The following is a 21,531-nucleotide window of genomic DNA, read 5'->3' as shown; positions in this document are numbered from 1 at the left end:
TAAAAACAAAAAGTATATTTGGTTTTTTCATTATGATAAATAATAAATACCAAATAAAGTTCCAAACAACAACAAAGCATTGGATACAATAATGGTCACAATAGCAAAATTGACTACTAATTGATATGGAATTAATTTAAGTTTGAATTTCGAATTCCCAATGAAAAGCGAAAATAGAATAAGAGTTGGAGTAAAGTAACGTCCCTGAACTCCAACAACTGCACCAACTGCTCTATTCTGGGTAACAATTGCCGTTTGACCTACAAAAGTGACAAACGAGTAGTACACAGCACCAAACCCCAGCAAAAATAGAAATAAAGCAAACCAAGATATAATAGGTGCCCACACATACTTTTTTTCAGTCAAAATTATTAACACTATGAGTACGCACCACACGGCAGATAGCCAAAGCGGAGTATAATTAATTTGCGGATATGGAGAAGCAAGTATACTCTGAAAAATACTGTTACCCGTCAATCCTGGTGTTACATTTATCAGATGACTAATCAAAATCCTATAAAGCGAAAATAGTAGAGTAGGCTTGAAAATAGCTAGTCCGACTAATCCTATTATAAAACAAGCAATAGTTACCGCAACACCTATAACCTTCAAGCTTTTTTTTCTATTATTTTCTTGAAAATCATCACTTAATTCCCTACCTTCTTTCCTTCTCATGTTAGAGATATAAGTTACGACCATGATAAAAGGCACAAGTATAATCAATATTTTCATATTTGTTTTTGCGCCAAACCATAACATTACAGCTGATAATGTGAACAATATAAAATCTTTTATCTCTACTTTTTGTTTAAAGGTAATATTGATAGCTAGTGCAATAGAAAATGCAGTTATTACAAAAGTAGTAGCATCATAAGATAAGCTCGAAAAACTATTTGCAATGACAGGGCTAAGAGATACTGCAAAAAATAAAAGTTTTCCAGCTTTGACCCATCTGATAATAAAAAACATGGATAAAACACTGATAAAAGTGCTGAAAAGACGTCCAACAACAACCATCACTCCCATTGATGGATAAATCAGATGACCTATCCACACTCCAATAGCAGGTGTAATATGTGACCAGTAGTTAAACCCACTCTTACTTGGTATATAATTCAAGCGTGGGAGTTCTTTCATTGGCATTCGTTTTATCTTGTTTTTAAAATAAGTTTTAAAAAAGTTTCCATTTTGATAGTGAGGGATTTGCTGATCAATTCCACTTGTAATTTCAATTTCTCCATATGCCGACAAATCATTAGACAGACCAGCTATATTAGTCGCTGCTGTATAGTGGTATTGACCATCAGGCTCATTAAAAAGAGGCATAGCAATAGAAAGAGTCATCCCTATCAATAAGGCAAGTATAAGATATATTTTATGAATATTTTTGTCAATAATATTTTCAGTTCTTTTTGATCTTTTCATAACCTCTCCTACACAAACCGAATCAGCACCACAGCAATCACAACCATAACGAAAACAACCAGGGTAATGGGAAGTATGATTTGTTTTTTAACATTTATTTGTGTTACCTGACTTCCATCTACCGGTAAAACGTTGTATTCATTTATTCCTGATTGAAAATCTGGAATAGTTGAGTTAAATGAAAAATCTTGAGTCCTCACTTTTCCCAAAGAATTATTTATAATAACTGCTCCATTGGGACCTACACTTAATTTAGCAAAAACAGAAAAATCTGTCATATTTGGATTATCACCACTTTCTTCCTGAGTTTTTACAGGATAAAGGAAATAATTATCTCCAGGTAAAAGCCCTACAATCTGAATCAAAGACTGATTAATCTCATTATTGTTTGTCGCATTAAAATTAAAACGAGTAGTCGTCATTGGAATTGGAATGGTTGCTTCGTCTCCTATAAAGTACTGATTCCCCCTTGAAGTGGTGTTCCGTGAGATATGGTCACAGCATCCACTTGTTTCACCTCAAGCCAGCCTTTTTGCTCTGAATATATCTGATAACCTGCTCCCTGTTTTTTTCCTAAAATATATTTTTCTCCATTTACTAATTCATTGGTTTCAGAATTTATCATCACAAAATTAGCCCCAGTAAGCAATAAAGTAGGAGATTGGGCAACCACATTATTACCGAGTGTATCTATACCGCTAACGGATAAACCAGAGCCTTTGCTTGGAATATCTTTTGTAGAAGTAGCCATAATATAAGCTTTTATTTTAAGTGTAATATCATGTGTTAAATGCGGGATTTTTATTTGCTGCATGATACCTCCAGCAATATCACCATTAGTATCCATAGAAGTAATTTCAATTCCTTCAACATCTGAAGGAGCCGTTACTGACATAATAACAAGATTCACTGTAGAATTTAAATTTATGATACTCCCAAAAATATTAAAATTTTTGGAAATCTTCAAATCATAGACCAGCGGAATATTCGGACCAGACTCCGCCACATATCTTCCAAAGTTTGTCTTTTCAACTCTGTTATTCGTCTCCAGTGATAATGACAATCGATCATCAATATTCGCTGAGTCTACCTTTACCACTTGATTATCTTGAGAGATTGTAACAAGTTTTTGGAAATTGCCATTCCCAGATATAATCGCCGTCAATCCCATTGGAACTGTCGCTACTGCCTCACCTGATTTATCAGTGAAATAGTTACTCATTCTCCCTCTTTCACCTTGATGAAAGAGGTTATTATCTGCACCTCCATTGAGATTTTCCAAAACGGGCAGTCCACCTTCACGAAGAATATCGGCCATCACAGCTTGAGCATTTGCTGTGCTATTTTTAATTCCTGCTCCAATTGACAAACCATCCGCAAATTTTATCACTTGCGGATTTACTTTAGAATCATCAGGTTGTATTTGACGTTGCAAACTCTTCCAATTAGCAGTAGCCGTATCTTCTTCTGTTATATCTCCATTAATAATCCTTTGGTAAGCATTATCTAGATTATACGCACTATAAACCGCATTATTAAGAGGCACACCATTGTTAGTAGCTTTGAGTTGGATTGAAACACGAGAAAGTGATTCTGCTTTAAATTTATTTTCTTTTATACCCAACAGAATAAGTAATACAACACTTAAAATTACTAACTTTAATGTTCTTTGCTTTTTTCTCATGTTTCTCTTTTTCTTCTTTACTTTTATTTTATACTTTTACTACTCTATTCAGTTAATCTATACTTTTATAGTCAAACAACTTCTATTTTTAGAGTAATAGAAAATCAATAACTATCATCTCAAAAGATTTTTCTAATCCATTTTAGCTAATCAAACACTCCTTATATGAGAGCCTTTTATACTTTTTTAACTATTCGTATAGATATTTTTCTGCCTTACTGAGAAAGATATATCTTTAGATTATCAAATTTCATCTTATTTACTTTTGATTTTCTGAGTATTTTCTTTACGCTCTTTCGGCGATTACATCGTATAGAGTGCCAAGCTATGCTTTGCACTCTATTGATAATACACAACATTTTCGAAATTAACCATTGCCCCCGGTATCTCAGTTGTTATTTTTTTCGAAATGCCTTGACCTCTTCGTAGAGTCTTGATTTTAAAATAATATTTCCAAATGAATAGATTAGAATTCCTACCACCACAATACCAGTTAGAGTAATAATATTAAGCCTAACTGACTGGATTATTCCATAAACTATTACACACATTATCATTGCAGAAACCAAATATTTCCAAGTTCCTTGAAACATATTTCTATAGTCAAATTCTTTTCTAACATGATACATTTGATAAATAGTAACAATTCCTTCAGTTAGCACAGCCACTGTAATCGCTCCTTTTGCCCCATATAAAGGAATCGCAATAAAATTTGCTACAAGATTAATAATAGCCCCATAAATATATGAAAAACTTAATATTTTTGTTCGTTTAGTTGGTATTAAATATTGAGTTCCAAATAAACTTCCCATTGATAAAAATATGATAATTGGTGATTCCAAAGCCATCAAAATTCCTACTTCCGCAAATTGACTACCAAAAAACCATGGAGCAAATTTTTGAGAAACAGCCAAAATACCAAAGGCAAGTGGAAATGCCAAACCAAGCATTATCGTTATAGAAAGTTTGAGTTGCTTATGAATTCCTTTAATATCATTTTCGATAAACAAAGCAGAAATTTTCGGCATCATGACCGTACTGAGTGATGTAACAATCGTAAAAGAGATACGAATAATTGAGTCCGATTGAGCAAAAAAACCCGCCGCATTGGTTGAATCTAGTATACCTAACATCAATTTATTCAAAAGTAGATAAATTGATACTGCAATCTGTGGAAAAAAAAGTGCAAGCGTTGCCATAAAGTGGTTATTTATATTTTTAAAATAAGATAGACGGGGTCTAAAAACCTCACTAGGAAGATATAACCACAAAGAAATATTACCAAGAAATGTTGAACCCGTAACAATTAAAATGTAAATCCATAAATCCTCACTTGTATGAACAAATGTAAAAATCGAAAACAACGATATCATCTGCACTAAAAAATTACGTATGACTGTCCTTTGAAAGTTTTCCATTCCCATAAAGTACCAAGAAATGTCAAACACAGCAGCCAACAATGCAATACTTTGCAAAAGATAGATTTTGATATCTCCACCAACAAAAAACAAAAAAATAATAAAAGCTAGTATAGCTAATCCCATGGAGCAAAAACGCAAAAATACTATTTCCCAAAAAACCTGGCTTCTTGTACTTTTATCTTTTTGATGATACGCTATTTCTCTATTCCCATAAAGTGCTATCCCTAGACTACCAATTAATATAAAGTATTGTACTACAGTATAAGTAAAAGTATTAATACCAATACCAGTTTTACCCAATACTCGAGAAATGTATGGAATTGTAATAACGGGAATAATTATTACTAACAGTTGATATGATGAATTTAAAAAATAATTCTTTAAAGTTTTCATATTTTTAAGAAACATCCTTTTTCATTTGGCTTTTTCAAAATAATCAGTCATATACGTACACTATTTCCAATACCATTCATAAATTTCGTGACTTACCCGATCCTTTTCTTCTGGTAATTTCATATATTCTCCATAGAGTTGTTTTAAATAAATATCATGATTAGAAATTTTACGCACTACAAGATTTTCAAATTCTACATCCTCGTACTTTTCAAAAATTTCTTTAGGAAAGTGCTCTTTTTCAAAATATATACTATCAATAAACCCTTTTTCTTTAGCATCTTGGTCATTATACTCTTGCATAACATAATCAATTTTTTCACAAAGCTCTCTGCTCTTACCATAGTATCTTATATGCCAAGGCAAAAATATAATAATTTTTGCTAAAAATCCCGATAACGTTGGAAAGCTGGCATATTTGAAGCCTCCTTTTATGGAAGCTCTCAATCGTTTCCCAATATTTTTGACTTTATCTTGCTGAAGTTTTCTCTCCCCTTTGTCATCTGGTAATGTATCTATAGGAAATATATCAACCCAAACCCCTTTTAATATATTTGACTCATTATGCTTACTTACTGATGTCGTTTTACCATGAATTAATCTCGTAAAACTGATAAACGTTGGAACTTTTTTATAGTATAACAAGCTAAATCTAGGTTCGTTTTCCTCCATCAATACTTTCATGAGCTTTTCATAGTTATGCCGAGTAAGAATAAGATCAACATCGTCGTCCCAAGGAATAAAACCTTTATGCCTTATAGCACCTAACAATGTTCCTCCTGCTAGAGAATACTCTATTTGATTAGACTGACATATTTCGTCTATATATTTTAGCATTTCTAACTCACACTGCCAGATTTCCTCATTAGTTAGTTTTCTCACGATGACTCTCCCTCATACTAGACCTTATTAGATTTTTTAAAAGCAAAATACAAGTCTCGAAGCTGTCCTGTATAATGTATATAATATTTTCTGTCTAAAATAATAATTTTCAACACATTCCAAAAGTGATTGGTTTTTGCTGCTTCATAGCGTCGTTTTGCCCAGTCCAAGTAGTCTTTCTGCTCTTTAACAAGCTGAGAATTCCTCTTTTCCAGCACATGATAAGCAATATCATGGTAACCTACTCTTTTTTCATACAAATCTTGTACATGAACTTCTTTGGAGTCATTCAAAGAAACGATTGGTTTTCCACTAGCATTACTACTATGGCGTTTTTGTGTTGCAACAACTTCATTTAAATTATAGCCCGTTCCTAACAAACTTGCAATTCCCTGAAAAACCATATCATGAGTAGGTTTATACTCTTCTTTCCAATACTGCATAACATCAATAATCAAACTTTTACGTATCGCCAAAGTCATTCCCTGTCTAAAACCTCCCTGATAATTTTTATGAATAGGGTATTTTGAAAGGATTTCTTCCTTATCAGGAAATACGTATAAGTTAGGTATTGTTGCTTTTTCATCTAACTTTATAAACTCTAAATCACCACTTAAAACTTCAATGTCAGGGTGTCGTTCCATAACGTTAAGTTGCTGAGCATTTTTGTCTTCTTTCCATACATCATCTTGGTCCGAAAAGAAAATAATTTCAGCGTCTAAGGCAATACTATCCAATAACAACTGTCTAAAATTAGCGCGCCAACCAACATTTGTTTTATTGCGAGTAATCGTCCAACCATCAAGCTCATACTGAGAGATATATTTTTCTATCAGCTCTACTGTATTATCAGATGAACAATCATCTCGAATAATTACAAAATCAGGCTTTCGGCTTTGCTTTCGTATAGAGTCTAACTGTTCTGTGATAAATTTTTCTCCGTTATAGCTTGCCATTAAAACTGCTGTTTTCATTTTTGACTTTCTTCTCTTAAAATATTAAAAATTGTATGAATTCCTTCTTCAATAGTGACCTTAGGAACCCAGGCTTTCTTTCGAAGTTTTTTATCACTTAACACCGCAAAAGAGATTGGTGTAGCACTTGCTAAATTCACTTCTTCTTCTATGTCAAATCTGACTTGTATCCCTGCTTCTTTAGCTATAGCTTTAGCAAACTCTGCTAAAGTAATTTCATTCGCTGTATGTGTCACATTATAAGCAGTTGCGTTTTCACCAGACGTAGCCACTGTAAAAATACCTGATACGGCATCCGTGACATACACGTAAGATCTCAGATGGTTTCCTAAACTACGTAAAACAATATCTTTTCCTGCCAGAGCATCCATAAAAAATAGAGCACTTACCCGATTGTCTTTTGATGTATAGTTAGCACCAAATACATGAGATAAACGAACAATTTTTGTCTTAAGACCATACTCATAACTATAAGAAACACAAACATTCTCTGCCATTTTTTTTGATAGGATATAGCAAGATCGGACAGATAGTGAATCAATATATCCTGACATTTCTTCTGTAAACGGTACATCTGCAGAAGTTAATTGTCCATACACCTCTCCAGATGAAATGTAAATAAATTGATCAATACCATTTTTGGAACAATAATCCAGTAAATTTAAAGTAGCTTGAACATTTCCTTTAATTGTTCCTATAGGATCTGTTGAATAAGTTTGAGGATTTGCATTGGATGCAGCATGAATAACGATGTCTGCTTTTACTTCTATTTTTAGGATTTCATTTATATCTTGAATAATAAAGTTTATATCCTCTATGTTTTCAGAAAATCTCTCTTCTAATTTTTCCTTATTGCGACCTAATGCATAGATTTGTATATTTGCATTTTCACTCTCATTAATTTTTAATAAACTATCTACCAAAGCGGAACCAATCAATCCCGTTGCTCCAGTAACTAGTATTTTTTTTCCAAAAAGCTTTTGAACATCTACAATGTTATCAACAGCTCGTTCCAAATCTTTTTGATAAAATTTATTGTTATAAAAACTCATTGTTTGATTTCCTCAGCCAAAAGCAAAGCTTTGAATATGTCTAAATCATCCATAGTTGTTACTTTCAGATTCTTTTCTGAACCCATTGAAAAATACACCTCTCGCCCTAATTCAATAGCCAAAGTACACGATGCAACTGTGTCAGTAATTCCTTTTTCTGCCGCTTCACGATGCATATCCAACAATTGCCCTAATGCAAAACCATGTGGAGTTTGCGTTCTCTGTAATTTCGTACGATCGTAAAACTCTCTAGAGGCGTGGGCATCATCACTATACAACACTGCTTCAACTGTTGGAATAGAAGCAATTCCACATCCATACTTTTCCGTTACAACTATACAATCTGAAATGACATCTTGAGATAGCATAGGTCTTACACCATCATGGACTAAAACAATATCATTCTTATCATAATATTTTTCTAATTCCAACAATCCATTTCTAATAGATTCTTGCCCTGACTGACCTGCTGGTACAATATGTTTCAATTTAGTGATGTTGTATTGTCGGGCATATGCCATCAGTACATTTTCCCAACCATCAAGGCAAGCAACAACTATAGCATCAATTTCAGGATGTTTTTGAAATGCGTCTAACGAATAAACGATAATTGGCTTATCATTTACATGAATGAACTGTTTAGGAACCTCTTGTTTCATTCTGCTTCCTACTCCACCTGCTGTCAATAATGCGATTTTCATTTTTTTCCTTCTTTCCAATACCAATGATAGTATGAATGATTTACCCGCTTATTTTTTGGAGGAAGTTGCATATAATTTCCATAAAGTTGTTCAAGGTAAATATCATGTTTTTTTATTTTTTTTAGAGTTAGTCTTTCAAAAACAACATCTTCATACTCATCCATGATTTCTTTCTCAAAAAATTCATTCTTATAACCGGAATATACATATCCTGAATAAGTTTCTTCTTTGCCATTATATCTCTGCATTAATTTATCTAAAACACTTGCAATTGTTGAACTTTTGCCTTTATTTTTCAAATGTTTAGGCAACCACAAGATGAATTTCCCCATAAAATATTTAAAGTTTGAGGCGCTTGCATATGCTAAACCATGAGGATTAGAGGAGGCTAAGTTAAAAGCTTCTTCTCTCACTTCATGTTTAAATCTTTTTCTCTCTTCCTCTTGCTTAGGTAGGTTATCTATTGGAAAAATGTCAATAAAAACCCCTGTACCTTTGTGCAGATTGTCCAGTTTACTTTTAAAGAATGTTCGATTATCATATAATTTTGCGCAAGGTAAATAGCACTCTCCAGTTTTATAATGTAACAACGAATAATTTTCTGGAAGATTATTTATTAAAACTGATATAAATTTTTCATATGCATCTCTGCGTAACATTAAATCTACATCATCATCCCAAGGAATGTAACCACTATGTCGTATAGCCCCTAACAGTGTACCTCCTGCAAGGGAGTATTGAATTGACTCTTTAGCACATATCTTGTCAATATACTCGACCATTTCAAGCTGTAACCCTTTAACTTCTTCGTTCGTCATCTTTTTCACAATTTTTTCCTGCTATCTCTCCAAATCAACGAAAGCTTTCTCAAATTCTTCAACAGTGCGCTCCCAAGTGAATCTTTTCAATACCCTCGCCGCGACTTTTTCTTGAATTTCTTTCATAGATTCTGGATTAGAAATCAATTTTTTTATTGTTTCAATCAATACCTCTTCGGAATTTTCAATCACAAAGCCATATGAATCATCTAGAAGTAGTTCGTGTGCTCCTCCAACATTTGTCGTTATAATGACATTTTTCATCATCCCTGCTTCAAGCATGGAGGTAGAAAAGCCCTCAATTTTTGACATTAACACAAAAATATCAGATTGGTTGTTTAGCTTCATCACTTGTTCATGAGAAACATGTCCTAAAAACTTGATGTTCTTCTGAGTATATTTGCGGACCATTTCTTGATAGATCGGACCATCTCCTGCTATTACTAATTCTAAATTGTTATATTCTTTGGATAGTTTAACAAACGCAGAAAGCAACATCTCTACACCCTTAAATTTTGCCTGTAATCTTCCTGAATATGAAATGGTTATTTTTTTAGAAGGTATCAAGTAAGAATATTTTTCGAAATCTTCTTTTTCAACTGCATTGTAAAGAACTCCTCTGGCTTCTATTCCAAAAGTCTCTAGCCACATAGCTGCTTCGTTTGAAACTCCATAAAAAATATCTGTATTCTTTTTTACTTTATTAACAAGGATGCGTTCTATTTTATGTAAAACTCTGTCCAAAACAGGATTGTTCAGAGTGAGGTATGTCGTACCATGTTCAATAACTAATGCTTTTTTATTAGCCTCTTTTGCAAGTCTTGCTCCCAACAATGCCGGAAGTTGAAAACGTGTATTCACGATATAATAGTCAATTGTTTCCTTTTTTATTGCATTCAGCATTTCATGATATTTTTTGTTTTTAAAAAAAAATGGATAGCGCTTTCTCCATAAATTTTTAATTGGCATTCTATAAATTTTCAAATGCTCCGAAACTTCAATACTAGGTAGTTTAAAGTCATGCTGCGTTGTCACAACGATAACGTTATATCCCTTATCCATAAATTTCTGAACAATATTATATGTATAACGCTCAATCCCTCCCAAAAAAGGGAGATAAAAACCACTAAAAATAGCTATTGTTTTTCTCATAACTCTTCCTATTCTTTTTCGCTACGTTCTCTTTCTTTCTTTTTTAATAACGAAACTTCTTGAATCAAGTTCTTGATTTGTTTTTCTGCTGCAATTAATGACATTTGATATTTTAGAGAGATAATTAATAAAAGAGCTACTAATATAAATAGAGCTAAAGAGGTTAGAGTAGCGATACCTAAAACATGAGCAATTCTACTGCCCAAATCTGGAAATATTGAACCGACTAAAATAACCAATGCTAAAACTATCCATTTTAGCATATGTCGAATTTCTGCTCTATCTTTTCTGACTAACCGCGTAATATAGAGAAAGAATAATACGGCAAACAAAATAGCCAAAATGCGAAGTTGTATTGGCATTACTTATCCCTCCTTCCAAACAGTGAACTTGCTAGGATTGATAGAGAAACACTAATCATATAGTTTATCCCTTTTACCATATTTATACTTGAAGCTCCTGTTGTACGTTCAAACATTCGAACGCCTACCTCTTTTACTCTAATATCGCCTGCAAATAAATGCATATAACTCTCTGGTTCTGGATATTGTCTGGGATAACGATTGACAAATTGATTAACTACTTTTTTATTACCTGCTCGATACCCGCTTGTTACATCTTTAATTCTAATTTTTGAAGACATATAAATTAGCGAAGAAAGAAATTTTATACCAAATTGTCTTGATTTTGAAGATTTGAACTCGGAATTACTTTCATCCAGAAATCTAGAACCTACCGTAAAGTCCGCTTCATCATTTATCACAGGCTCTAAGAGATGTGGAAGTGATTCAATATCGTGTTGCCCATCTCCATCAAATTGAACAGCAATATCATAACCGCTTTCTTTGGCATATAGATAGCCCGTTTGAACGGCCCCACCTATGCCTAAATTATTAATTAGTTCCACATGATTGATATTGTGCTCTTTCAGCACTTCCTCTTCGTTATCTGTTGAACCATCATTAATTACCACATAATCAATAGAGTATTTTGAATTCTTACAATATTGTTCTACTTTTTGAACGACTTGTATGATTCCCTCTGATTCATTATAAGCTGGTATAATTAATAATATTTTTGGATTTATCATTTTATTTCTTCCCCAGTAATATTTTAAGGAATGTTTTCGCAAGGAAAATATTCCCTTTCAACCAACCTTTAACCATCATTTTACCATATTTTTTCCTGATTGAGTAGAGTTGTTCTGGCTGATAGTGCTGATAATAGTGATACTCTGCTGTAAAAATCTTGGCAAAGCGTTCTTTTGACAACCCTGTCAAATGCTGAACCGAAAGCTGATGCTGAATCTTTTCATCAATGATTTTAATCCTTTTTTTATGCTGTCTTAATTGCCAAAAAATCCAATGATCTAAATAGTCAAGAGGAAATTCTTTGGTAAATCCATCAATTTCTGTCATAAACTTTTTGGACAACACAAGTCCGCTTGATATTCCTGTGATATTTTCTGTATAAATTCCTGGTTTCTTTGGGAAATATAGATTTTCGATCGTTTCACTGTCTGTTGGAGAAATTTGTATCTTTTCATCAAAAATTTGTGGACAAAACGCATCAACAACAGCCGTTGACATCTCTGTCAGTAAATCTTTAACATAATTTTCTGTCAGCAAAGTGTCATCGTCAAGCAACATGAGCCATGAGTCATGCATGTTTGTTAATGCATACTGATAGGCAATCCTTGTACCACGCTCATTTTTATCAGTGTTAAATTGATAACTTACTGACGCAAAATCATCGGGTAATTTTTCATCAGTAAAATTTTCAATGCCGTTGTCAAAAATAATGAGATTCAGCTGTTTTTTGACAGAACTATCAAAATTATTAAGCTGGTTAAAACTGGTAGTATCTGTAAATTTTTTGCTATAAGCAACCATGCATATTGTCAAATTCATCGTAAAATCCTCGTTTTGATGAGTATGGTTTTGATGATTCGTTTGATTCTAGCTGTCAGTTTATTTGGATTGTAATCATTGAGCATCAGTAATTTTGATAAATGCCTAATAGAGTTTGATTTTTTGTCAAAATCTCTTTCGATAAAATCCATGATTTCTTGATAAGCTTTTCCCACAGAATAAGCTTTGCGAAGCTCTGTCAGTACTGACAGACTCTCTTTTTTCTGTGTATCGAAATTTTTAAGACTGTCAGCAAGTAAATTTGCCAACTGATCAGTATTTCCTATTTCATAAAATTTTCCAAAATCAAAAATTTCGTTTGCTGACAGATGTCCTGGATTATTTGACACAATGCTCGGCACACCGTGCAACAATGCCTCAACATAGACCAAACCAAAAGTTTCCATTTTTGACGAACTGACAAAAATATCTTTATCAGTAATTAATGACCACGGATTATCTTGTGGACCAACCAAAGTCACGTTTTTAAAAGCTTTTTCATCAATGAATTTTACAATTTTTTGCTTGTATTCCTTGTCAAAGTTTCCAATTAAAATCAACTCAATTTCGGGGCGGTTTAATTTACTATAAGCCTCAAGCAATTCCAATTGATTTTTTCTTTCTGTTAGCCGACCAACAGACACTATGCGCGTTTTCTCACCTACTGATAAAGGAGTATCAGAAATTTTTGTAAACGGATAAAAACTGTGAATTTTGCGATTATGAATAATTTCTTGTAACTTTTCTTGTAAGCGACCTTGCACTGCAAAGACTTCTGTTGAAAATTCATTTACAAAATCTAGCTTGTCCACATAGTATGAAAACTCGTCCTCAGGAAATTCATGGATAAGCCAAAAATGAGGAATGCCTTCTATCGCAGCAACCACCGCTCCTTGAAACATATTCACAGAATTAGTGATAATTAAATCAATTTTCTCATCTTCTACTATATGTTGAATACTTGCAATATGTTCACGATAGTAATGATAAAGTTCACGCTGAGTTCCTTGAACAGGACCTGGTGCATCTTCCCACCACCATTTGACTGCATTTAACATAAAGTTTTTGATACCTACGGACTCAAACGCTGTCATATATGGTATATCTCCAGAAGCTTGCGTCACATTTATCACATGATAGCCTTGTTTTACCAGTAGCTTTTGAAGATTAAAGATCGAAATTTCAGCTCCATTATCAAGCGTTCCTGTTGGGGAAATAAATAATATATTTTTCATCATAAATACCCAAACAATCCAATACAAGTATTAACAAATGTCATCACTAAAACTGCACTAACAACAAATTTTTGAATGTTAAAGTCGTTTGTTCTTTCAGAAACCACCGTTTTTCGATCAAAAATTTTTTTGACTGGTTTTTCTAAAAATATTGGTAAAAACGCCAAGATGTAAAAATGATAACGACCTTGTACTCCTGCCACTGTTAAATCTCCAATATGAAAAACACGTGAATCTCCCGAAATCGCATAAATAACCCCAGCTGTAATGGCGCCAAACAGAACAACAGTTACAGTTTTGATGCGTTTAGAAACTTGAAAGTCCAGCTGTAAGCTCACCAAAACGAAAAGTAATGCCACTAGCAAAATATTAAATAATTCGACTGCACCTGACGAGTAGATTTTATTTAAAAAGGGCTGCGGGCTTGCAATAGAATCTTTTATAGTGGACGGAATATCGAAAACCGTTCGTAACCCTGTTGTTAACGTATATAGTGGATGCGCTAGAAAATAATCTACTCTTCCAACATTTTCACCCGCAACCCCAGCAGTATCTGGTAGAGTTCTCCCAAAGATAAGGCGTAACTTCTCAAGTATCATCCCCTGTTTAACCCATGCAAATATCAAAACTGAAGAAAAAGCGAGCATTCCTAGCGCCTGTAGTCTCACTTTATTTGAAGCAAAAACCTTTTTAGGCAAGAAAAATGGAAGAATTATCAGAAATGCCATTGGAGCTTTACAAAAAACAAGTAGCAATCCAGTCAATGATATTCGCACCATTTGTTTTAAGCTAATGCCTTTTTCTTCTGTAAAAAGATTGGTCAGCTGAGATAGAAAAAGCAAGATTACACCATAGTAAAGCGCATCATAATTATATCCTGCTGTAATCCACAAGGTATATGGTAAAAATGCGACAACAAAAAGAGGAAGTTGGTATCTTTTGCTTTTTTTGACTGCAAAAAATGCCAACAACGCATACATTAACAAGTTAAATATTCGGCCCAAATAGTAACTTACAAAAAGATATGGACTAATAAAACGTCCTAAGGCAATTCCTAAAGCCGAAGGATAATAAACTGGATTAGCAATTCCTGTAATTGGACCTGCTTGTGAATAGTCATTTTTCTGGTTCTTAAGACTCAAAAATTCTCGAGAATAAAGATTCGTATTGGTCTTACTTCCATATTCTGGTTTACTAGGAAGCTGTGTTATTTCCAAAAAATTGGGGACATTTGAAGAAATTTCATTTGGTTAAAATCTCTTTTAAAAAACTGCCCATCAGCGATTTGTACAGCATAGAAAAAGTGAGTATTTTCGTCCAATTCTTGTCGCACTGGTAATACCAAAGTATTTACAGTGCCCAAAATCATAATTATTAGAAATGTATTAAGAGGTAGCTTTTTAATCTCTCGAAGTCTCGTCAAAGAAAAGAGCAGTAGCATGGCTACAATCACAATAAATAAATACTTTTTTGGGATAATCAAAGGACGATACTGTATAGCAAATTGTGATAGTATCAAAATCAAAAAGAAAGCTAACATCCACCAGCGATTCTTTAACAATTCTTTTCCTGCATTTTTAAGAAAATTCATGAAGTTTCTCCGTAAATTCATCCTGGTGTCCTTTAACTCGAAAATCAGTTAGCACCTTTCGATAAGTTGATTCGGCAATTTTTTGACGTAAGTCTTTTTGGATAATAAGTTGTCTTAACTTCTCTTGCCACTCAACATCCTCAGCAAGAATACCCGTTTCCCCATTGTCTATACTTTCAGTAAAAGCACCAATATTACTTGCTATTGTCGGTACTCCTACCAACGCTGCTTCCATCCATTTAATTTCAGATTTAGCTCGATTAAAAATCGTATCAACAAGTGGCGCTATATTGACATCCACCTCTGCTACTAATTCTGGCAATTTTAACCAATCTACGTATTCATGTATAACCAATTGATTTTTATAATCCTGCAATTCATCGGGAATTGATAGATGCCCTACAAGATGCAACTCTACCTGCGGAAAATCTTTCAAAATTCTTACAATAGCAGACAGAACTAACTTGAAATTTTCATTGTGCGTGATGGAACCAGAAAAATATCCAATTTTTACTTTTGCTGTATCTTTCTGAATCTCTGTATGCGCTGTTTCACTTATAGAAATCAATTCCTCACTCGCAAGATTTCGATTGAGATATACTGGTTTTCCTAATTTTAATAGTTCTCTTTTCAACTCTGTTGTTGAAGTAATGAACGCATCACATAATTTCATTAGTTTACCATAGTTTTTTACGCCTAAATCATATTTTCTCTTCTCGTCTACACTTAAGGTACGTATATAATCCAATTGATTTGTATAACAAGTATCGTAGACGAGATCATCAATATCATAAAAAACAAATTTATGATACTTATGAGCTAAATCAATTAACTTTCTGAATTGTTCACTGTATGGGGTACGATAAATAATAATTTGACTAGCATATTCCGCATATCCCATTTGAAATTCACTAGCATTCACTGTCCAAACAGTATATCCTAGACTCCGAAGCTGTTCAGCCTTATTTGTCACTCTATATCTTGTGCACTGTGGTATCTGATTCTCAACCCCATCAATTATGAGGATATGCTCAGAGTGGGGAGTATGTTTAATCGTTTCTAAAACCTCGGACAGTATCTCATTCGGAAAATTAGTTTCTGTTTTGATATAATCCACCAATTCAGGTACTTCTGTCTGTCTCTCTAAGCCTTGCCATGCAAATTTATCATCAGTATCATTGGAAAATGCTGTATATTTTACCAAAGGGACATCAAAATCTTTCAACATCGTCAATGGATGGATATACATTGCAGAATCTGCATTATTACCAGAAACTGCACCGTGTAAAAAGCCTAAGTCTGAAAAATACTTTGTAAAAACTGTTTCATGTCTTCCAATCGCTTTATTTCTTGAGTCAGTATCAGAAAGTTCCTGCCAATATTGAATAAATTCGGGAGATTGAAACATATTCTTTTCAATCACAAGAAAATATGACTGTAGATGCTCAGGAATTGTACCATAAGGATTAAAACCTGTAAAATCTACTTGCTTTTCTCCATATGAAATTCCCCAAAAATCTAATCGTTTTGCTGACATTTTTTGAAAAACTACTGATAAATCAGTCATTGGCCCTACATTTGTATCATTAACTAAAAGTAACTCATCAAAACTTGTCAATTCAGATGCAAGTTGCAAAATTCCGTACCTAAAAGCAGCCGTATCATAGCCCGAATTTTCACGCTTCTCAACTTTTCCATATCTAGACAGCTTTTCTATGTCACCATCAGGTAAGTCACCATTCACAATAATTAGAGTCTTGTCTGACAAATCTGATAATGCAGATAGAAATGTTAATTTATAAGTTTGTAAATTTGACTGATTTTCATATATTACGTAAACGAGAACTCGTTTTGGGTTTTTATAATTATTCATTTCACGCGTTTTTGCGCGCTTATTTCTATTAATTTTTAACTGAAGATCAGCGAAAGGATGAAAATATTGGCGAACTTTCTGCAAGAATTTTTGGGGAATTTTTGCAAGTAGCTTTGGATTTTGAGTCAAGATATATTTGGCACGTTCAAAATTTGTTGGCATTATCTTCTCCTTTCTTTTAGCATATTTTTTAAAGTGTTTTGAGCAGGCTTGCAGCTTCCTTGTCTTCTGGATTACGATAAATAAAGCGAATATCATCTCCTGGCTGTGTCACTGTAATAACTTCTGTTTGTGACAGAGGATTATCATTTTCCCAATCTGACGGGTCTTTACGCAGTGTTGCGCCGAGCTGAAACTCTGTATTGTGGAAATTTGTCATCGGAATTTCCGCTTTCAATCTATCTCCAATATTAACTTCCTGTGCTGGCGATTCATACGCCGCTCCTCCTCGAGTAGCATCATAAAGAAAATAAGATAAATACAATTTTTTTTCAGCTTTCGTTTCAGCAGTATTAGCTTCAAAGTGAATAGTAAAGGAAAGGTTATCCGTTTCCTTCGTCAATATTTTGCTAGAATCTGTAGTCAGCCAAACACGATCTGCTGAGGCATCTCGTTCAAGATGTTGCGTGACTTTCAGATTATCAGCTGAATAAAGATTAGTTACATGTTGGACGTCAGTATCTTCTGCGGCGTAGCCTTCTGAAATATATACTGCTTTATTACAATAACGCTGAACGGCGCTCATATCATGTGTTACAAGAATAACTGTTTTTGATTTATCTTTCTTGGTATCAACAAAAAACTCATTACACTTACGCTGGAAAGCCTCATCCCCAACGGCTAAAACTTCATCAAGAACAAGAATATCTCCTTTTGCCTTTATAGCAACAGAAAATGCCAAGCGAACTTGCATTCCGCTGGAATAATTTTTTAATTTTTGATTCATAAACTCGCTAAGCTCTGCAAATTCGACAATTTCGTCATATATAGCATCAATCTCTTCTGTAGCAAATCCAAGCATAGCTCCATTGAGGTAAACATTCTCGCGCCCTGTGAGTTCTGGATTAAAACCAACACCTAGTTCAATAAAACTAACTAATTTTCCATTAACTGTAACTTTTCCTTTTTCAGGAGTATAAATTTGAGAAATAATTTTTAGAAGTGTTGATTTACCCGAACCATTTCGTCCAACAATTCCAAAAAAATCTCCTTTTTCTACTTCAAAGTTGATATCTTTCAAAACGTGTTGTTCACGATACCCTTTGATGCCTCTAAGTCTATTAATCAATGTTGTGCGAAGACTTGCTGAACTTTCGGTTGGGAGACGAAAAGATTTGCTGACATGATCAATTTTTACTGCAATTTCAGACATTTTTCAACTCCTTTTTAGATAATTTCTGCAAATTTATGTGCATGACTTGTGAACACCCAATATCCCAAAATGAAAATAAGAATTGGTAATAGATATGGGATAATAATCACCCATGGTTTATCCCAAAGTTGCCAAAGTGTAGGATTTGTATTATTACTAAAAGTCAAAATATAACGCAAATCTTGTATGATTTGTGCCATTGGATTGAGCATGAGAAGCTTTGCAATAAAAAGGTGATTGGTAGAAATCTGTGTAATCGGATAGATAATCGGCGTACCGTAAAATCCTGCTTGCATTACCACTTCCCAGATTGGACCAAGGTCACGGAAATAAACAAATAGAGTTGATAGTATAAAAGTGAGACCTGTTGTGAAAAGTATCAATTCAATGAGAAGAGGAACAACAAAAATGATATTCCAACTGAATGGAACACCGTTAATAATTGCAAACCCAAAAACAACAACAAGTGAGATAACAAGATTAATCAAAGCATTTAGAACAACGGAAAATATCACAACAGGTTTTGAGAAATTTACCTTACGTAATAAATCTACCCTACTAACAATAGATAACATTCCTACTCCTGTTGCTTCACCAAAGAAATTCCAAATGGTAATCCCTAAAAGTAACGCAACAGCAAAATGAGGTACGCTTGCACCAAATCGCATAAATTTTACAAAGACAAGATACATGATTACAAAGAGTAAAATTGGTTTTAGAACTGACCAAAGATATCCTATTGCACTCCCTTGATATCTAAGCTTAAAATCTGTTTTGACGAGTTCTTTGAGCAGAATTTGATTTCTGCGACTGAAGAAATTCATTTATTTTTTCCTTTGTATGCAAATTTTGTGATGAGAAGCGCACGGAAAATGTAGGTATGATACTTTTTATTCTTCCGTAAGTTGTATTGGTTTAAAATATGTCTGCGCTCTTTTCGTGGGTAATCTAGCACTCTAACAAAAGCTTCAATAAGTTGTTTATTTTGCTCTGTCAGCACTGATCGGTTTTCTGTCAGTATTTTTTTTGCTTGTTTTTGACTAGCATTAATCAACCACCAATATTTTTCAAACCATGATTTTGGATGAACCCATTTCTTCATCCGTTTGGTTAGCGTCCTAGCGCCTAAAACATTAGAATCATGCTGACGATAAAGATGCGTCGGAATGTCAATAAAGACCAACTCTCCTATCGCTGTCGCTAAAAGCGCCAAGTACCAATCATGCATGATGATATCATCCGTTGTCAGCCAGTGCTCAGCTAGTGCATGGTTAATCATACTGGCTCCGCCCGTTACTGTATTTTCTGTCAGTTCTTGAACAAATTGAGTATTCGGATGATTGGATTGAGTTTTAATCATAGATTCTTTTGTTACTGACAGATTTCTGTCAGTAACCTTTAAATCAGTATAATACATAACAGGTTTGCTGTTATCATGTTTTTGTGTTTCGTTTAGCATAATTTCCAGTTTTTCTGGAAGCCAGTAATCATCTTGGTCAGCGAAGAAATAAAAATCTGCAGTTTCTACTTTTACTAACTCATAAAACGATCGGATAACTCCAACATTCTCTGCTCTTATTAAACGAATACGCTTATCATTAGTGATAAAAGTTTCCACAATTTTACAGGTTGTGTCTTTAGAGCCATCATCACGAATGATGAGCTGCCAATCTTTAAAGGTCTGTTTTTGTATACTTTCAATTTGTTCAGCGATGTACTTTTCGCCATTGTAGGTTGACATTAGTATATTAACTTTCAACAAAAAGTTCCTCGTATTGGGTGCAGATATGTTCCCAAGTATATTTTTCTTTAATAATTTTATGGCTTTCTCATGAAGAAGCTTTCTAGTTTCATCAGTCATATTTTCAATTTCTGTCAGTACTGACAGAAGATTTTTTTTGTCAAAATATATGACAGACACACCAGCAGTTGTCCGATTGAAATTCACACCTAACACCACATTGACAGGTGTTGACCACATCGCTTCCAGCAGACCTGGATTGGTTCCTCCGACTTCGTGCCCATGCAAATAAGCAAACGCGTGTTCACGAATGAATCGCAGCTCATTTTGATCATAAACGGTACCAACAAATTTGATACGTGAATCTTTATCAAATCCCGTCTTCTCCCGAAGTTCTTCGTAATAACTATTTCCCGCGTAATTCGTGATAATGACTAAATCCCGCGTTATCTTGCTTTCCATAAATGTACGAATCAACAATTCATAATTATTTTCTGGTACAAAACGCCCTACAATCAAATAGTAATCTCTAACCTTATATTTTACCAAAGTTTTTGATTCTGTCAAATTTGAGCTAAATTTTTCAGTGCCATAAGCGATAATTTTGGTATCAATTTTGCCATATTCTGAGGTTAAATATTCTTTAATTCCAGCATTATCTGAGATGATAAGATTTGCATTTTTTACCATCTTTTTCTCAGCAATTTTAAGATACTTGCGCACAGGGGCGCCCATTTCGTCCGTTTCCATTCAAGACCGTCTGGATTGACAAAAAGTTTACCACCAATCCTACGGATTTTTCTTGCATAGTGACCAATAACGCCGCCAATCGTATTACCTAAAATATAAAAAATAGGTTGCTCTATATTTTCAGTCTTACACTGCTTAAGTCCAGCATTAATAGCTAAAATATCATATGCAATGACACGCGCTGGACCAATTTTGGGAACTTTGACCACAAAACAATCTGCTCCAAGATAGTCAAAATGCTCCCCGCAGTAGCTCTATCTGAATTCTCGCTTTGACAAGCTACATGATATTGGATATTTTTATTATTTTGATGTTTGACAAGTTCCTCAACAAATGTCTCAAAACCGCCATATTTCGCTGGCAAACCACGACTGCCAATGATAAAAATGTGTTTTTTCATGTTCTTCCTTTGGCTACTTTAAACGCTATTTATCTTTTGACTCTAGCGATTTCTTCTAGCTTCTCAAAACGAGAATTCTGTCAGCACAGTAATTCTTATACTAGTTCATCTTTAATTTTACGCAGTAAAATTATTAGATGAACTGCAAATATACTGC

The 21,531-nt window shown here is 33.9% G+C and carries 20 protein-coding genes and 1 pseudogene; all 21 read right to left on the bottom strand.

Annotated features, from left to right (window positions below; genetic code table 11):
- Positions 1-30: 30 nt before the first annotated feature.
- The 21 genes and pseudogenes from FLP15_RS03975 to cps2T all read right to left on the bottom strand — a co-directional run bounded on the left by FLP15_RS03975 (position 31) and on the right by cps2T (position 21,374).
- Entirely contained in the window at positions 31-1,425 is a 1,395-nt protein-coding gene (locus FLP15_RS03975; RefSeq protein ID WP_142766088.1) for a DUF2142 domain-containing protein, read from the bottom strand.
- A gap of 8 nt (positions 1,426-1,433) precedes the next feature.
- A complete protein-coding gene (locus tag FLP15_RS03970) occupies positions 1,434-1,847 on the bottom strand; it encodes a hypothetical protein (RefSeq protein WP_142766087.1) in 414 nt (137 codons plus the stop codon).
- Between the two features lie 26 nt (positions 1,848-1,873).
- A complete protein-coding gene (locus tag FLP15_RS03965; RefSeq protein ID WP_142766086.1) occupies positions 1,874-3,109 on the bottom strand; it encodes a hypothetical protein in 1,236 nt (411 codons plus the stop codon).
- Between the two features lie 395 nt (positions 3,110-3,504).
- Positions 3,505-4,923: an oligosaccharide flippase family protein gene (locus FLP15_RS03960; protein ID WP_142766085.1), complete on the bottom strand. Its 1,419-nt coding sequence runs from the start codon at positions 4,921-4,923 to the stop codon at positions 3,505-3,507.
- Between the two features lie 60 nt (positions 4,924-4,983).
- A complete protein-coding gene (locus FLP15_RS03955; RefSeq protein WP_142766084.1) occupies positions 4,984-5,805 on the bottom strand; it encodes a LicD family protein in 822 nt (273 codons plus the stop codon).
- Positions 5,806-5,822: 17 nt separating this feature from the next.
- Positions 5,823-6,779, bottom strand: coding sequence for a glycosyltransferase (locus FLP15_RS03950; RefSeq protein ID WP_142766083.1), 957 nt, complete (start codon positions 6,777-6,779; stop codon positions 5,823-5,825).
- Positions 6,776-7,831, bottom strand: coding sequence for an NAD-dependent epimerase/dehydratase family protein (locus tag FLP15_RS03945; RefSeq protein WP_142766082.1), 1,056 nt, complete (start codon positions 7,829-7,831; stop codon positions 6,776-6,778). Before FLP15_RS03945 ends, FLP15_RS03950 begins: the two co-directional genes overlap by 4 nt.
- Positions 7,828-8,532: an IspD/TarI family cytidylyltransferase gene (locus tag FLP15_RS03940; protein WP_142766081.1), complete on the bottom strand. Its 705-nt coding sequence runs from the start codon at positions 8,530-8,532 to the stop codon at positions 7,828-7,830. Before FLP15_RS03940 ends, FLP15_RS03945 begins: the two co-directional genes overlap by 4 nt.
- Positions 8,529-9,350: a LicD family protein gene (locus tag FLP15_RS03935; RefSeq protein ID WP_342588753.1), complete on the bottom strand. Its 822-nt coding sequence runs from the start codon at positions 9,348-9,350 to the stop codon at positions 8,529-8,531. Before FLP15_RS03935 ends, FLP15_RS03940 begins: the two co-directional genes overlap by 4 nt.
- A gap of 21 nt (positions 9,351-9,371) precedes the next feature.
- Positions 9,372-10,502 carry a glycosyltransferase family 4 protein gene (locus tag FLP15_RS03930; protein ID WP_142766079.1) on the bottom strand — a complete coding sequence of 377 codons (1,131 nt, stop codon included), beginning with the start codon at positions 10,500-10,502 and terminating at the stop codon, positions 9,372-9,374.
- Between the two features lie 8 nt (positions 10,503-10,510).
- Positions 10,511-10,864 carry a DUF2304 domain-containing protein gene (locus FLP15_RS03925; protein WP_142766078.1) on the bottom strand — a complete coding sequence of 118 codons (354 nt, stop codon included), beginning with the start codon at positions 10,862-10,864 and terminating at the stop codon, positions 10,511-10,513.
- Entirely contained in the window at positions 10,864-11,592 is a 729-nt protein-coding gene (locus tag FLP15_RS03920) for a glycosyltransferase family 2 protein (protein ID WP_120772942.1), read from the bottom strand. The genes FLP15_RS03925 and FLP15_RS03920 overlap by 1 nt, the downstream gene beginning before the upstream one ends.
- Before the next feature lies 1 nt (position 11,593).
- Positions 11,594-12,412: a glycosyltransferase gene (locus FLP15_RS03915; protein ID WP_142766077.1), complete on the bottom strand. Its 819-nt coding sequence runs from the start codon at positions 12,410-12,412 to the stop codon at positions 11,594-11,596.
- Positions 12,409-13,650, bottom strand: a complete 1,242-nt coding sequence (locus FLP15_RS03910) for a glycosyltransferase family 4 protein (RefSeq protein WP_223804722.1) — start codon at positions 13,648-13,650, stop codon at positions 12,409-12,411. The genes FLP15_RS03915 and FLP15_RS03910 overlap by 4 nt, the downstream gene beginning before the upstream one ends.
- Positions 13,647-14,864: a DUF2142 domain-containing protein gene (locus FLP15_RS03905; RefSeq protein ID WP_223804721.1), complete on the bottom strand. Its 1,218-nt coding sequence runs from the start codon at positions 14,862-14,864 to the stop codon at positions 13,647-13,649. Before FLP15_RS03905 ends, FLP15_RS03910 begins: the two co-directional genes overlap by 4 nt.
- Complete coding sequence (locus tag FLP15_RS03900; RefSeq protein ID WP_142766075.1) at positions 14,855-15,238, bottom strand: hypothetical protein; 384 nt, start codon at positions 15,236-15,238, stop codon at positions 14,855-14,857. Before FLP15_RS03900 ends, FLP15_RS03905 begins: the two co-directional genes overlap by 10 nt.
- Positions 15,225-17,273, bottom strand: coding sequence for a rhamnan synthesis F family protein (locus FLP15_RS03895; protein WP_223804720.1), 2,049 nt, complete (start codon positions 17,271-17,273; stop codon positions 15,225-15,227). Before FLP15_RS03895 ends, FLP15_RS03900 begins: the two co-directional genes overlap by 14 nt.
- A gap of 28 nt (positions 17,274-17,301) precedes the next feature.
- Positions 17,302-18,483 (bottom strand): ABC transporter ATP-binding protein, encoded by a 1,182-nt coding sequence (locus tag FLP15_RS03890; protein WP_142766073.1) that lies wholly within the window; start codon positions 18,481-18,483, stop codon positions 17,302-17,304.
- Between the two features lie 14 nt (positions 18,484-18,497).
- On the bottom strand, positions 18,498-19,307 hold the full coding sequence (locus FLP15_RS03885) for an ABC transporter permease (protein WP_142766072.1): 810 nt from the start codon (positions 19,305-19,307) through the stop codon (positions 18,498-18,500).
- Positions 19,304-20,242, bottom strand: a complete 939-nt coding sequence (locus FLP15_RS03880) for a glycosyltransferase family 2 protein (protein WP_280954087.1) — start codon at positions 20,240-20,242, stop codon at positions 19,304-19,306. The genes FLP15_RS03885 and FLP15_RS03880 overlap by 4 nt, the downstream gene beginning before the upstream one ends.
- Positions 20,232-21,374: pseudogene (gene cps2T, locus FLP15_RS03875) on the bottom strand (beta 1-4 rhamnosyltransferase Cps2T). Before cps2T ends, FLP15_RS03880 begins: the two are co-directional and overlap by 11 nt.
- Between the last annotated feature and the right edge of the window lie 157 nt (positions 21,375-21,531).

Origin of the sequence: Lactococcus protaetiae (assembly GCF_006965445.1) — a bacterium.
Classification (GTDB): Bacteria; Bacillota; Bacilli; order Lactobacillales; family Streptococcaceae; genus Lactococcus; species Lactococcus protaetiae.
The sequence above is the reverse complement of the archived record's forward strand: the minus strand, read 5'-3'. Positions and strand labels throughout refer to the sequence as shown.

Coding starts and splice junctions, on each gene's coding strand:
- FLP15_RS03975 (WP_142766088.1), bottom strand. CDS start 1,425: ATGAAAAGATCAAAAAGAACTGAAAATATTATTGACAAAAATATTCAT.
- FLP15_RS03970 (WP_142766087.1), bottom strand. CDS start 1,847: ATGACGACTACTCGTTTTAATTTTAATGCGACAAACAATAATGAGATT.
- FLP15_RS03965 (WP_142766086.1), bottom strand. CDS start 3,109: ATGAGAAAAAAGCAAAGAACATTAAAGTTAGTAATTTTAAGTGTTGTA.
- FLP15_RS03960 (WP_142766085.1), bottom strand. CDS start 4,923: ATGAAAACTTTAAAGAATTATTTTTTAAATTCATCATATCAACTGTTA.
- FLP15_RS03950 (WP_142766083.1), bottom strand. CDS start 6,779: ATGAAAACAGCAGTTTTAATGGCAAGCTATAACGGAGAAAAATTTATC.
- FLP15_RS03945 (WP_142766082.1), bottom strand. CDS start 7,831: ATGAGTTTTTATAACAATAAATTTTATCAAAAAGATTTGGAACGAGCT.
- FLP15_RS03940 (WP_142766081.1), bottom strand. CDS start 8,532: ATGAAAATCGCATTATTGACAGCAGGTGGAGTAGGAAGCAGAATGAAA.
- FLP15_RS03935 (WP_342588753.1), bottom strand. CDS start 9,350: ATGACGAACGAAGAAGTTAAAGGGTTACAGCTTGAAATGGTCGAGTAT.
- FLP15_RS03930 (WP_142766079.1), bottom strand. CDS start 10,502: ATGAGAAAAACAATAGCTATTTTTAGTGGTTTTTATCTCCCTTTTTTG.
- FLP15_RS03925 (WP_142766078.1), bottom strand. CDS start 10,864: ATGCCAATACAACTTCGCATTTTGGCTATTTTGTTTGCCGTATTATTC.
- FLP15_RS03920 (WP_120772942.1), bottom strand. CDS start 11,592: ATGATAAATCCAAAAATATTATTAATTATACCAGCTTATAATGAATCA.
- FLP15_RS03915 (WP_142766077.1), bottom strand. CDS start 12,412: ATGAATTTGACAATATGCATGGTTGCTTATAGCAAAAAATTTACAGAT.
- FLP15_RS03910 (WP_223804722.1), bottom strand. CDS start 13,650: ATGATGAAAAATATATTATTTATTTCCCCAACAGGAACGCTTGATAAT.
- FLP15_RS03900 (WP_142766075.1), bottom strand. CDS start 15,238: ATGAATTTTCTTAAAAATGCAGGAAAAGAATTGTTAAAGAATCGCTGG.
- FLP15_RS03895 (WP_223804720.1), bottom strand. CDS start 17,273: ATGCCAACAAATTTTGAACGTGCCAAATATATCTTGACTCAAAATCCA.
- FLP15_RS03890 (WP_142766073.1), bottom strand. CDS start 18,483: ATGTCTGAAATTGCAGTAAAAATTGATCATGTCAGCAAATCTTTTCGT.
- FLP15_RS03885 (WP_142766072.1), bottom strand. CDS start 19,307: ATGAATTTCTTCAGTCGCAGAAATCAAATTCTGCTCAAAGAACTCGTC.